Raw genomic sequence first — 13,052 nt, 5'->3', positions numbered from 1 at the left:
TATGCTCGTTTTTGCTCACCGCAGCGCCAGCGGTTATGAACCTGAAAATACCTTAATTGCTATAGACAAAGCACTCGATTTGGGTGTTAATGCCATTGAACTTGATGTGCATTGCGTTGAAGGTGAATTAGTGGTGTTTCATGATCGCCGTTTAGAAGGTAAGTCAACCGGAACAGGGCTGATCCACTTAACCACAAAAGCAGCTCTGGCTCTATTTACCGTCGGCGGACAAGCGATCCCCACGTTATGGCAGGCACTCGAACGGATAAGCACAAAAAGCGAAGGCTTGTGCAGCGTCAACATCGAATTAAAAGGCGTTGGCTGCGTAAAACCCTTTCTTGCATTATACCCTCAAGCCCTTGAGCAACTCAATTACACCCCAGAACAACTGTTAATATCATCATTTAACCACCCCTATTTGGCTCAGATAAAAAACACTTTCCCACAAGCTATTATCGCCCCATTACTGGCGGGGATCCCGCTAGACTTAGCTCAAATAATGACGACGCTTAATGCCTATTCGATCAATCTTGACGTGAGTTTTATTAATCAAGCTATTATTGATGACGCCCATCAGCGCGGCGGTAAAGTATTTGTGTATACCGTTGATCATCATGAAGATATTCAAGCGTTAAAAGCAATGGGTGTCGACGGTGTTTTCAGTAATTATCCAGACAAAGCGATGGCAATAGCAATGATGCCGGTCACAGTGGACTACCATGGTTGGTTTGAATAAGCCGTCTACGTATCAAGACTAAATCATGGAATCCCTATGGCGAATAAATTATTATTGCGGACCAGAGAGAACGATCAATATCGCCAATTATTGGCAAAGCATTCATTGCCAGATCTCGAAATTGTCGATGACATTCTCGTTGATACTGGCGATGACACGCTCAGCAATATTAATGATGCTGATATTTGGTTAGCAGAACCCCATTTAGCCGCACCATTACTGCCCCATGCAACAGCGCTTAAATGGTTACAATCAACCTTTGCGGGTGTCGATGCGTTAATGCAACCATCATTACGACATGATTATTTGCTGACCAATATTCGCGGCGTCTTTGGCCCGCTAATGAGTGAATATGTTTTTGGCTACCTATTAAGCCATTATCGACACCATGCCCAGTATACGCAGCAACAACACCAGCAGCTTTGGCGACCAGGCAGTTACCGAACTTTGCAAGGGCAACAACTATTAATACTAGGCACGGGCTCCATCGCTCAACACCTTGCGATAACAGCCCACCATTTTGGCATGACAGTCAGCGGGCTCAATCGCCAAGGCGCACTCGTGAGTGGCTTTAATCGCATCGACACGATGGATAAATTAGCCGATTATTTGCCCCATGCACATGTCATTGTCAGCGTATTACCCGATACACCTCAAACCAAGCATCTATTAAATGCCGAAAATCTGCCCTTATTGAAACCTGATACCATGTTATTTAACATTGGCCGAGGTAACGCAATTGATTTGACTGCTTTACAAACTGAACTGATGCTATGCCCACAGCGCCAAGCCATATTAGATGTGTTCGAACAAGAGCCCTTGCCTGCTAACCATCCACTATGGCATTACGATAACGTCACTATTACTCCCCATATCGCTGCGCCAAGTTTTCCCGAACAAGTAGTACAAATATTTAGCCAAAACTATTGCCGATGGCAACAGTCCAAATCATTGCACTATGTCGTCGATGCTAGCCATGGCTACTAAAACGGGCTGAAATAGCATTGTTTAACCTCAGATCGGAACAATAGATAGGCTAATTCGTTAAATACGGCTTTATTGCAAGTCTTCAATTTTTCATAAAAAGTGATGTAGATCATACTGTATTAAAAATAATCATTATATTTACAAGAAAGGTATTGCCAATGATAACTATTTTCATTTAGAATTAGGTTACTTTCTTAGCTCTGACCCATTTTAAATGAAGAGGCTTTCTCTATGTACGTTTGTCTTTGTCATGCCATTACAGACACTCAAATTAAAGCAGCCGTTAGCCAAGGTGATTGCTCACTTGCTGACGTGAGAAAGCGTTTGGGCGTTTCAGACCAATGTGGAAAATGTGCTCGGATGGCAACTCAAATCATTCAGACTCAGTTAGAGTACGAACCCAATTTCTATGAAGTTGCATAAAATATTTCCTTTTCATAAAAAAAGCTGCTCATATGAGCAGCTTTTTTTCATTCTTTAGCGATTTACTAACCGAAAAATTCAGGGCTGGTTCACTAACATTAATGCGATCCTCGCAATGTTCAGACAAACCATTAATGCGATCCTCGCAATGTTCAGACAAACAACAAGGTTAACGAAACCATGTGATCCTGAAATAAGCCATTAATCTAAAGCGTTAATCTAAAGCGTTAATCTACGCCATTAATCTAAGCATTAATCTAACGTTTGCGCAGAATCGTCTACCCCTGGCTCACTGTCTACATGGGCACTGTCAACATCAACACTATCCACACGTTGTAAACCTCTTGGTAGCTTAGCACCTCTTCGTCCGCGTTCACCTCGATATTCCTCTAGATCACTTGGTTTCAAGGTTAACTTACGCTTGCCCGCCCATAACGTTACTGAGGCATTTTGAGGAACCACACACAGATGCAATAGTAATTCTTCGCGATTTTTAGCTCGATCAGTAGCAATACCGATAATTTTATTGCCTTTACCTTTTGATAACTGTGGCAAAGCATCTAAGCTAAACATCAGCATGCGGCCTTCAGAAGTTATGGCTAACAAAGATTGACCTGCGGTTTTATTAATTAACTTTGGCAGCATGACTAACGCATTCGTTGGTAGGCTTAGTAACGCCTTACCCGCCTTATTACGGCTGACTAAATCAGGATAAGCACAAATAAAGCCATAACCCGCATCGGTTGCCAACAAGAAGAACTGCTCTTCCTCACCCATTAATACATGTTGCATTACCGCGTTAGGCGCCATATTAAAGCGCGTGGTAATCGGCTCACCTTGGCTTCTGGCTGAAGGCAACGTGTGACTGTCGGTTGTAAATGCTCGCCCTGTTGAGTCAATAAACACCGCCGCCTGATTACTTTTACCCATTACGCTGCACAGGTAACTGTCGCCAGACTTATAAGACAAGCCTTTTACATCAACATCATGACCTTTAGCACAACGTACCCAACCTTTATCTGACAACACGACAGTGACAGGTTCAGTTGGGGTTAACTCTTGTTCAGTCAGTGCTTTGGCATCAATACGTTCAATAATAGGCGAACGACGATTGTCACCATAAATCTCGCCATCTTGAATCAATTCTTTTTTGACTAAGGTTTTTAAACGACGATCTGAGCTTAATAATAATTCTAATTTGTCACGCTCGGCGGCTAACTCGTCTTGCTCAGCTTTGATTTTAAATTCTTCAAGCTTGGCCAAATGACGTAACTTTAATTCTAAAATTGATTCTGCTTGTTTATCTGACAAGGTAAACCGAGACATCAACTCAGCTTTAGGCTCATCGTGAAAACGAATAATCTCGATCACTTCGTCAATGTTTAAAAATGCGATCATCAAGGCTTCTAAAATATGTAATCGCGCTAACACTTTATCGAGTCTATATTGCAAGCGGCGCGTTACAGTGGTCATCCGAAACTCTAACCATTCGGTTAATAGTTGCTTTAGCCCTTTCACTTTAGGGAGGCCATCAAGTCCCAACACATTTAAGTTAACCCGAAAGCTTTTTTCAAGATCCGTAGTGGCAAATAAATGGGTCATTAACTGATCACAATCAACACGGCTTGATCGAGGAACAATGATTAATCGCACTGGGTTTTCATGATCAGATTCATCACGTAAGTCAGACACCATCGGCAGCTTTTTTGCCTGCATTTGATTGGCAATTTGCTCTAGGATCTTACCGCTACTTGCTTGATGCGGTAATGAGGTAATGACAATTTCACCATGCTCTTCTTTGTAAACCGCGCGCATTTTGATTGAACCACGCCCGGTATCATAAATCCGCTCAATATCGGCTCTAGGGGTGATGATTTCGGCTTCAGTCGGGTAGTCAGGACCTGGCACTAACTCCATGAGTCGGGCTAAATCAGTTTTTGGATTATCGATAAGCTCAACACAAGCTGAAACTAACTCACGCACGTTATGTGGTGGAATGTCTGTTGCCATGCCCACCGCAATGCCGGTAATGCCATTCAATAAAATATGCGGTAATCGGGCAGGTAAGGTTTTAGGCTCCTTCATGGTGCCATCAAAGTTAACCCCCCAATCGACGGTTCCTTGACCTAATTCCGACAATAACACTTCAGAAAACTTTGATAGTCTAGCTTCGGTATAACGCATTGCCGCAAATGACTTAGGATCATCTGGCGCGCCCCAGTTACCTTGGCCGTCAACCAGTGGATATCGATAGGAAAATGGCTGAGCCATTAACACCATCGCTTCATAACATGCGCTATCACCGTGTGGATGATATTTACCTAAAACATCACCCACAGTACGGGCTGATTTTTTGTGTTTAGACTGTGCCGATAACCCTAATTCACTCATGGCGAAAATAATACGACGCTGAACAGGTTTTAAACCATCGCCAATATGCGGTAAAGCACGATCCATAATCACGTACATGGAATAATTTAAATAAGCCTCTTCAGTAAAGCGCCTAAGCGGCATTTGCTCTACGCCATCAAGACTTAATTCAATCGCATCACTCATTATTTCATATCCTGTGATTGTTCGGGTGCGTTATAAAACAAACGGTAAATATTACCTTTTAAATCATCTGAAATGTACATTGCGCCGTCTGGCGCATTAATCACATCAAATGGACGTGCGACGGGAAATTCTCCATCCAAAAAACTCACCACGGTTTCACGTTTACTAATTTTATTATCTTCAATACTCAGCATCACAATTTGATAGCCCACTTTACTTGAACGATTCCATGAACCATTTTCAGCAACAAATATTTGGTTACGATAACGTTCTGGAAATTGCTCTCCTCGGTAAAAACTTAATCCGGTTGGGGCAACGTGTGCTGGCAGTTCGAATTCAGGCACGCTGATATTTAAATTTTCAGGTTTATCATAGGCAGGCTCAATCACATCTGTGGCGTGTAAATAAGGAAAACCAAAGTGGCTACCTTTAATTTCTAAACGGTTTATTTCATCAGGTGGAATATTATCGCCCATCCAATTACGACCTAAATCAGCAAACCACAACTTGTTGGTCACCGGTGACCAATCAAAACCTGTCACACTCCTAAGGCCAAACGCAACTTGCTCACTGGCGCCGGGATCAACATCGATGGCCAAAATACTGCCAAATGGCGAAGGTGATTCACAGACATTACATGCCGAACCAATGGCAACATATAACAGTCCATCGGGGCCAAAGTGCATCGAACGAGAATATTTCTTATCTAAGCTTGGCAAATTTGAATAGACTTCACGTGCTCGACTAGGACGGCGAAGACGAGATTCTATTTCTTCAAAGCGAATGATACGGTCGTCTTCAGTGACGTATAGCGAACCATTATGGAAGGCTAACGCATCAGGGTAATCTAACCCCCTTGCGATAAGGTAACGCTTATCCACTTGGCCATTTTGATCACTATCAACCAACGCATACACGGTGCCACTTTTTTGAGACCCGACAAATAAAGTACCGTTATCGCCCACGGTCATTTGCTTAATATCGCCTAAATCAGAGGCATACAAGCTTAATCCAAACCCTTTGGTGACAGTGATCATCACCGATTGTGCGGCAATGGCGAGTGTGGGGAAAAAGCCTAATAATATTATACCTGCGCAAGCAAATTTACTGCCCAGGTTAAGATAAAATCGTACGTTAATATACTGCATGTTAATTATCTTTTTGCCTTATGTTATACATTCTTATTGGCAGTAACAAACACGACTAAAGTGACGCTAAGTCGCCTTTACTTTCTAACCAGGTCTTACGATCTGGAGCACGCTTTTTAGCCAGTAACATATCCATCAAGGCTACCGTCTCATCGGCGTCATCAATAGTCAATTGAACTAAGCGTCGGGTGTTAGGATCCATAGTGGTCTCACGCAGTTGCAATGGGTTCATTTCACCCAAGCCTTTAAAGCGAGTCACTTGCACCTTACCTTTTTTATTTTCTGCGGTAATACGGTCTAAGATCCCCGTTTTTTCAGCTTCATCCAGAGCATAAAAAACCTCTTTGCCGATATCAATACGAAATAGCGGCGGCATAGCAATATACACATGCCCATTATTCACTAATACACGATAATGCTTTAAGAACAACGCACACAACAATGTCGCAATATGCAGTCCATCAGAATCTGCATCCGCTAGAATACAAATTTTACCATAACGTAATTCTGAAATATCATCGCTGTCAGGATCGCAACCAATCGCTATCGAAATATTATGCACCTCTTGCGAGGCTAACACTTGCGAGGAATCGACCTCCCAAGTATTCAAAATTTTACCTCTTAACGGCATAATGGCTTGAAATTCACGATCTCGAGCTTGTTTTGCACTGCCGCCAGCCGAGTCTCCTTCCACTAAAAATAACTCACCTCGCATCGGATCTTGACCGCTGCAATCGGTTAGCTTACCCGGTAATGCTGGCCCAGAAGTCACTTTTTTACGCGCCACTTTTTTAGCTGCTTTTAAACGTCGCAGTGCATTACTAATGCACAATTCTGCTAGTTGTTCTGCTAACTCAGTATTGGAGTTTAACCACAAAGAAAAGGCATCACGAACAACACCAGAAACAAAGGCAGAGCTTTGACGACTGGATAATTTTTCTTTGGTTTGGCCAGAAAACTGTGGATCTTGCATTTTTGTCGATAAGATAAACGCTGCACGATCCCAAATATCTTCGGGCGATAGCTTAATACCACGAGGAACAAGATTGCGAAATTCACAAAACTCACGCATAGACTCAAGCAAACCTTGTCTAAAGCCATTTACATGAGTACCACCTAATGGTGTCGGAATTAAGTTAACGTAACTTTCACTCAAACTATCCCCACCTTCAGGCAACCAAGTAATCGCCCACTCAGCGGCGTCTAATTTGCCTTTAAAACTGCCAACAAACGGCTCTTCAGGTAACAATACAGAATCTTTTATCGCTTCTTTGAGGTAATCGGTTAAGCCGCTTTCATAAAACCAGTCATACACTTCACCATTTTGTTTATTGGTAAACTTGATGCGTAAACCGGGGCACAATACCGCTTTAGCTCGTAGTATATAAATTAATTTACTGGCCAAAAAGTTAGCCGAGTCAAAATAACTGGTATCGGGCCAGAAATGCACTCGAGTTCCCGTATTACGGCGCCCACAAGTGCCCGTCACGACCAGTTCTTCAACCTTAAAACCATTTTCAAAGGCCATTTCATATACATGCCCATCACGACGAACACTGACTTCAACACGCAGAGAAAGCGCATTGACGACCGAAATACCCACCCCATGTAAACCACCTGAAAACTGGTAGCTTTTATTCGAAAACTTACCACCTGCGTGCAATTTAGTCAGAATAAGTTCAACCCCAGGAATGCCTTCTTCTGGGTGAATGTCCACCGGCATACCCCGGCCATCATCGGTCACTTCAAGGGAATTATCTTCATGGAGTACAACTTCAATTTTAGTCGCGTGTCCCGCCAGAGCTTCATCAACGCTGTTATCAATAACCTCTTGACCAAGGTGATTAGGCCTAGAGGTGTCGGTATACATACCAGGACGGCGTTTTACCGGGTCAAGTCCATTAAGGACCTCAATAGCGTCAGAAGTATATTGGTTGGTCATAATCCACACATTTGGAGTTAGATAGAGCCAAAGTTAGCTCAAATTGATCGTTGTTTGTAACGCTAAAACGTTACAGCTGAATAAATTTACATATTTTGTCTAATTGTTGTTCATAGCCAACAAAACTGTGGTCACCATTAGGCTCTAAATGTAATTCACAGCTATGGTACTTATGTAGTGCTTGTCGATAATCTAACACTTCGTCACCAGTTTGCAACAGCACGAGAAAACGATCAGGATGTCGGATCACATGAGTATTATACTGAGCAACATCATATTGATGCTGCGGTAACACTTGATAATGCTCATCAGTATAAGGATTATATTGAGGACCGATAAACTGTTCAAATAATTCGAACGGTTTTACCGCCGGATTAATCAACACGGCTCTACCACCATAGGTTTCGGCTAAATAACTGGCAAAATAACCACCTAACGACGAGCCAATAAAGCGCAATGTCTGCCCTTGCCGTTTCGCTTGCTCAGTGATATTGCACAGTAAAGTAATTGCAGCAATGGGTGACGAAGGTAATTGTGGTTGGTGAAAATCGACTTGTGGATAATGTTGCTGAATATAGTGTGCGGTTTGAATGGCCTTATCTGACCGTGGAGAACTATTAAAACCATGTATATAAAGCAGCATATTCCCTCGCGAGACGGTTAATTAGCACTAAGGGCGTCCTTATTAACATAATATGGCGCGGTAAACTAGTATCCGCTGGCCTCATTATCTGGCGCAAATAGATTTCCTGGCACGCGATACACGTTAGTACGAATGCTACCATCGCCTGCCAACTCCAGCAAACGATAACCGGGTTGAAGATGGTCTAAGGCAAAATAGGATGATAATGGTTTAAATTGAATACACGTTGACGGTGTCGCCATTAATTGAATAGGACCATGCGCCCCTAAATGAATATTATCCACTTGTTGGTGTACGTGCCCCCAAAGAATACCTTTCACTTGCGGGTAACGGCTGGTCCGTTGCAAAAACTCTTCTCCATTCATCATACAGTGCTGATCTAACCAAGCGCACTGCATTAAGATCGGATTATGATGCATCACTAACAAGACATGTTTATCGGGTTCAGCGTTAATTGCAGCATCTATTAAGGCAAATTGTCGCTCGCCCATATGGCCACCAGGCTTACCTCGAAGAGTAGAATCAAGCATTAATATCAGCCATTTACCAATAACCACCCGTTGTTGGCCAAACACTTTTTCACCTTGCATACGCAAGCTCATCAAGCGAGGGTCATCATGGTTACCGGGTAAATAATGGCAAGGCAGATTTAACATTTCAATCTTTTGCACAAAATGCTGATAAGACTCAGGTGAGTAATCTTGGCTAATATCACCGGTTGCTAACAATAAATGAGCAGGATATTGAGTGGCTATGTAGGTATTTAACACCGCTTGGAGACTTTGGGCCGTATTAACACCTAGCAGTTGTCCTTCTGGATCAGAAAAGAGATGCGGATCCGTCACTTGTACTAATCGTACAGGCTCATTTTCAGTAACAGAATAATGCACTGCGTCTTTAAGCACTAAAGATTCCCAACATGGTAAAAGAATAAAATAGCTATGATTGGCAAGTCACTCTCCGAGACCCAATCTTCAACAGATCTTCAAGGAATGCATTCACCTGAAATTTTTCATCGCTATGATGCATATGTATATTAGGGTAATCATACATTGGCTTTAAGCGATAAATCTGTTGGCTAGTTAACACTTCTGCTAATTGAGCATCATGATAAACACGAACAGTTGCTTTGGGAGTTTTAAAAAAATGTCCATTGGGTATAGGACGAGATATTTCGACTAGCTGAGTATACTTAGTATTTTCAAGAAGATTGATCGACAAGGTACCAAATTGACCTTCAATCTGCCATGGCACATTAACGCTCATTTTTTCGGGTAACCATTTTAAAATACGTGCATAATTTCTGCCACACACAGCTAAAAAAACACTGACATTAGGTTTATATTTTTGCTTTTTTTTCAGATTAAACTCTGCCACCCAATCATTCCTATCTTGCTCACAATCCTATTCAACAAGTTAAAGTGAGTCACGAATTTGTTGGTAATTCAGCATCAACCATTGGATACCCAACACCGTCGCCGCATTATCGATACGACCATTGTTTACCCATTTATAAGCTTGCTCGCGACTGACAACATGAACCCGAATATCTTCATTTTCATGTTCGAGTCCATGTATTCCAGCCGCTTTGGTGGCATCGACTTGCCCCAAAAACAAATGAAAACGCTCTGTTGTGCCGCCAGGACTGACCAAATAGCTGTTTATAAATGTTAAGCCTAATAAACTTAATCCGGCTTCTTCCGCTAATTCACGTTCTGCCACTTTCTCGGGTAATTCGCCGGGTTCAATTATACCTGCCACTAACTCAAGAAGCCAGATTGATTTAGTGGTCGCTAATGCTGGAACCCTGATTTGCTCTATCAATACGATTTCGTCACGAATTGGATCATAAGGTATTACAACAACGGCATGGCCTCGTTCAAAGACCTCACGCCTCACCTCACCACTCCAGCCTCCTTTAAACAGCTTATGCTTAAAGGTGTATTCGTCCAACTGGAAGAATCCTTTGTATAATACTTTTTTAGATATCAAACTAAACCCAGACTCTGCGTCAAAGGTGGTTATAGCGGCTTGCTCAGACATATTTATCCTCATCGATCAAAACGTAAACCATCTGGTCATTTTACAGTTTAAATTAACATAATTAATAACTAAGCATTTAAGCTTGCATCAGCAAAAACAGGTCTAATTAAAATAAAATCTGTTACACTTCAAATTTGACTTGAAAATGAAAAAATCACTACTATCAGTTAGCGCACAATATGTAAGTAGTGCACAATATGCAGTAATAAACATATGGTGAATAAAATGCAATGAGCAATGCGTTGTGGATGTTGAACGACGATATCTGCTATAAATTATTATGCATACTCATTAAGCAAGTAAGTTAACACTGATTGCCGCGTTAAGACTGAATAATGTTATCTCATTATCTTAACGGAGGACATGACCAAATTTATAAGTTAATCAACACCTCATCTTACCGAGGAATTGTCTAAAAAGGGCAGCAAATGAAATTCAAAATTGGTTCATTATACGCAGCATTAGCATTTGCTATTGCAGCACCAGCAGTACAAGCTGACGATTTACTTCAAATTTATCAAAAAGCACTCACTAGCGACCCTATCGTTTTACAAGCCAAAGCACAACGTGATGCCTTATACGAAAGTATTGAAGAAAATCGTGCACCGTTATTGCCAAGTATCAGTGCAAACGTTGGCTACGCTAAAGCGTGGAATGATCCTTTAGAAGATAGCGACGGATTAATAGGTGGTGTTAACTTAACTCAAGTTATTTACGATCACAGTGCATGGGTAGGTTTAGACCTTGCTGAAATGGCAGCGTCTCAAGCAGACTCTGCTTATGCATCGACATTACAATCGCTGATTACCCGTGTCACTAAAGCCTATTTTGATGTATTAACGGCTAAAGATAACTTCGAGTTCCAAGGTGCAGAAAAAGCAGCAATTGAACGCCAACTTGAGCAAACTAAGCAACGTTTTGCCGTAGGCTTAACGGCAATTACTGATGTTCATGAAGCACAAGCACAATATGACCTAGCATCAGCATTAGAAATTCTTGCTCAAAATACCCTAGACAATAGCTACGAAGCATTACGTGAAATTACTGGTGTAGATCATAAATCAATTGATATTCTTGATACTAACCGTTTTTCAGCCGTTACACCTGCCCCAGCATCATCTGCGGCTTGGTTAAAAATGGCCGAAACCAGTAGCATCGATTTAATGACTCAACGTATCGCCAAAGATATCGCCAATGAGACGATTAAATTGTACAAAGCTGGCCACATGCCTTCACTTAACTTAAATGCCGGCTATAACAAAGGCGTTGACCAGACTCCAGGTCCAGATTATGACAATACCAATATTGGTGTAACCTTGAGCATTCCGCTTTTCGAAGGTTTTAAAGTGACTTCGCAAGTGAAACAGGCTCAGTTCCAATATGTGGAAGCAAGCGAGAGATTAGAACAAACTCATCGCAGTGTAACTAAGAACGTACGTAATAACTTTAATAACGTTAACGCTTCTATCAGTTCAATAAAAGCCTATGAGCAATCGGTGATTTCATCTGAAAGCGCATTAAAAGCCACTCAAGCTGGATTTGAAGTGGGTACGCGTACGATTGTTGATGTGCTGAACCGTACACGTGATTTATACGATTCAAAGCGTCAATTGTCTGAAGCGCGTTATGGCTATATCAATTCTATATTGGCCCTAAAACAGGCTGCGGGTACATTATCCGAAGATGATGTTATCTCGATTAACAGCGGACTAATTGCTCAGTAGTGATTAATCTCCTATAAAAAAACCGCCAATAGGCGGTTTTTTTGTGAGCATACAATTATTAACACAATATTTTTGCTCGATCTTTTAGCACGATCTTTTAACATAGTCTGCAATTAGAAAACTAATTCAACACCAGCAAATGCGCCACTAAAGTCAGTGTTTTGCGTCACACCAGAGAAGTTACTCACATCAAAATTAAACTCACGGTAACCAACACGAATAGCAGTATCAACAGCTAATCCGTCAAACTGCCATCCCAAACCAGCACCATAGTCATGCACATTAGATTCGTCCACTCCTAACATCACATCAGCAAAGCCAAACAAGCCTAAACCAATCATGCCAACTTGTGCACTGGCGTACCCCATCACGATACCGCTGTCGATATCCACTTCTTCAGGATGACCGGCATCAGCAACACGTAATGAACCGCTCATTAATTTATAGGCGGCACCTAAATCAACAGACACTAAGTCGTTATCTAGGATTTCGTAATACAACACAAAGTCAGTATTACTTAAGTCATTAATGACCGACGCCGCACCGCTATAGCTGTGACCATTAAAATTAAAGTCCGCATTGCTAATACTCGTGCTCGACTCAAGGCGATTTTCACGAATTTTAACATTAGGCACAAACGGCAATGGATGTTCAACAGCAATCCATACGCTACCTTGAGATGAATCATCATTAAAGCTGTGCGCAACAGCACTATCATCATTAAATGCATTTGTGGTGTCGGCCTGCCAGTAATCAGCGCCGACTTTAAAACCTAATACAGTTGCCGCATGAGCCGATGACACGCTTAACAGGCCCACTAAAGCGGTGGCAATAAGAGTCTTTTTCATCA

At 41.9% G+C, this 13,052-nt stretch carries 12 protein-coding genes; 4 read left to right on the top strand and 8 right to left on the bottom strand.

The annotated features are described in order from the left end of the window. Nucleotide 1: 1 nt before the first annotated feature. The 3 genes from EGC80_RS08235 to EGC80_RS08225 all read left to right on the top strand — a co-directional run bounded on the left by EGC80_RS08235 (nt 2) and on the right by EGC80_RS08225 (nt 2,146). Nucleotides 2–736 (top strand): glycerophosphodiester phosphodiesterase, encoded by a 735-nt coding sequence (locus EGC80_RS08235; RefSeq protein ID WP_101034148.1) that lies wholly within the window; start codon nt 2–4, stop codon nt 734–736. A 36-nt stretch (nt 737–772) separates the two neighbouring features. Continuing rightward, on the top strand, nt 773–1,723 hold the full coding sequence (locus EGC80_RS08230; protein ID WP_124012454.1) for a D-2-hydroxyacid dehydrogenase: 951 nt from the start codon (nt 773–775) through the stop codon (nt 1,721–1,723). Nucleotides 1,724–1,954: 231 nt separating this feature from the next. Then, on the top strand, nt 1,955–2,146 hold the full coding sequence (locus EGC80_RS08225; RefSeq protein WP_101034146.1) for a bacterioferritin-associated ferredoxin: 192 nt from the start codon (nt 1,955–1,957) through the stop codon (nt 2,144–2,146). Between the two features lie 252 nt (nt 2,147–2,398). Here EGC80_RS08225 and parC read toward each other — a convergent pair whose 3' ends face one another. The 7 genes from parC to nudF form a co-directional block, all read right to left on the bottom strand. Then, complete coding sequence (gene parC / locus EGC80_RS08220) at nt 2,399–4,702, bottom strand: DNA topoisomerase IV subunit A (protein WP_101034145.1); 2,304 nt, start codon at nt 4,700–4,702, stop codon at nt 2,399–2,401. Next, nucleotides 4,702–5,850, bottom strand: a complete 1,149-nt coding sequence (locus EGC80_RS08215; protein ID WP_124012455.1) for a PQQ-dependent sugar dehydrogenase — start codon at nt 5,848–5,850, stop codon at nt 4,702–4,704. The genes parC and EGC80_RS08215 overlap by 1 nt, the downstream gene beginning before the upstream one ends. 55 nt (nt 5,851–5,905) lie before the next feature. Next, nucleotides 5,906–7,792, bottom strand: a complete 1,887-nt coding sequence (parE, locus tag EGC80_RS08210; RefSeq protein ID WP_101034143.1) for a DNA topoisomerase IV subunit B — start codon at nt 7,790–7,792, stop codon at nt 5,906–5,908. A gap of 70 nt (nt 7,793–7,862) precedes the next feature. After that, nucleotides 7,863–8,435, bottom strand: a complete 573-nt coding sequence (locus tag EGC80_RS08205) for a YqiA/YcfP family alpha/beta fold hydrolase (RefSeq protein WP_101034142.1) — start codon at nt 8,433–8,435, stop codon at nt 7,863–7,865. Between the two features lie 65 nt (nt 8,436–8,500). Beyond that, nucleotides 8,501–9,340, bottom strand: a complete 840-nt coding sequence (cpdA, locus tag EGC80_RS08200; RefSeq protein ID WP_124012456.1) for a 3',5'-cyclic-AMP phosphodiesterase — start codon at nt 9,338–9,340, stop codon at nt 8,501–8,503. A gap of 34 nt (nt 9,341–9,374) precedes the next feature. Further along, the gene (locus EGC80_RS08195) at nt 9,375–9,812 is read right to left on the bottom strand and encodes a DUF1249 domain-containing protein (RefSeq protein WP_124012457.1); all 438 of its coding nucleotides are present in this window, start codon (nt 9,810–9,812) and stop codon (nt 9,375–9,377) included. A gap of 39 nt (nt 9,813–9,851) precedes the next feature. Then, a complete protein-coding gene (nudF, locus tag EGC80_RS08190) occupies nt 9,852–10,478 on the bottom strand; it encodes an ADP-ribose diphosphatase (RefSeq protein WP_124012458.1) in 627 nt (208 codons plus the stop codon). A gap of 428 nt (nt 10,479–10,906) precedes the next feature. On the opposite strand from nudF, the gene tolC reads away from it, so the two are divergent. Next, nucleotides 10,907–12,202, top strand: a complete 1,296-nt coding sequence (gene tolC / locus EGC80_RS08185) for an outer membrane channel protein TolC (protein WP_101034138.1) — start codon at nt 10,907–10,909, stop codon at nt 12,200–12,202. Between the two features lie 113 nt (nt 12,203–12,315). Here the strand turns inward: tolC and EGC80_RS08180 are convergent, their stop codons facing one another. Continuing rightward, complete coding sequence (locus tag EGC80_RS08180) at nt 12,316–13,050, bottom strand: TIGR04219 family outer membrane beta-barrel protein (protein WP_124012459.1); 735 nt, start codon at nt 13,048–13,050, stop codon at nt 12,316–12,318. Nucleotides 13,051–13,052 lie beyond the last annotated feature (2 nt).

The sequence above is a fragment of the Shewanella psychromarinicola genome (assembly GCF_003855155.1).
Taxonomy (GTDB): domain Bacteria; phylum Pseudomonadota; class Gammaproteobacteria; order Enterobacterales; family Shewanellaceae; genus Shewanella; species Shewanella psychromarinicola.
Note: the sequence above shows the minus strand (reverse complement) of the source record. Positions and strands in the feature narration are given on the sequence as shown.

What these genes read in the sequence shown, in the direction of transcription:
- EGC80_RS08180 (WP_124012459.1), bottom strand. Translation starts at nt 13,050, where the DNA reads ATGAAAAAGACTCTTATTGCCACCGCTTTAGTGGGCCTGTTAAGCGTG.
- EGC80_RS08215 (WP_124012455.1), bottom strand. Translation starts at nt 5,850, where the DNA reads ATGCAGTATATTAACGTACGATTTTATCTTAACCTGGGCAGTAAATTT.
- parE (WP_101034143.1), bottom strand. Translation starts at nt 7,792, where the DNA reads ATGACCAACCAATATACTTCTGACGCTATTGAGGTCCTTAATGGACTT.
- EGC80_RS08225 (WP_101034146.1), top strand. Translation starts at nt 1,955, where the DNA reads ATGTACGTTTGTCTTTGTCATGCCATTACAGACACTCAAATTAAAGCA.
- nudF (WP_124012458.1), bottom strand. Translation starts at nt 10,478, where the DNA reads ATGTCTGAGCAAGCCGCTATAACCACCTTTGACGCAGAGTCTGGGTTT.
- EGC80_RS08205 (WP_101034142.1), bottom strand. Translation starts at nt 8,435, where the DNA reads ATGCTGCTTTATATACATGGTTTTAATAGTTCTCCACGGTCAGATAAG.
- EGC80_RS08235 (WP_101034148.1), top strand. Translation starts at nt 2, where the DNA reads ATGCTCGTTTTTGCTCACCGCAGCGCCAGCGGTTATGAACCTGAAAAT.
- tolC (WP_101034138.1), top strand. Translation starts at nt 10,907, where the DNA reads ATGAAATTCAAAATTGGTTCATTATACGCAGCATTAGCATTTGCTATT.
- EGC80_RS08230 (WP_124012454.1), top strand. Translation starts at nt 773, where the DNA reads ATGGCGAATAAATTATTATTGCGGACCAGAGAGAACGATCAATATCGC.
- parC (WP_101034145.1), bottom strand. Translation starts at nt 4,702, where the DNA reads ATGAGTGATGCGATTGAATTAAGTCTTGATGGCGTAGAGCAAATGCCG.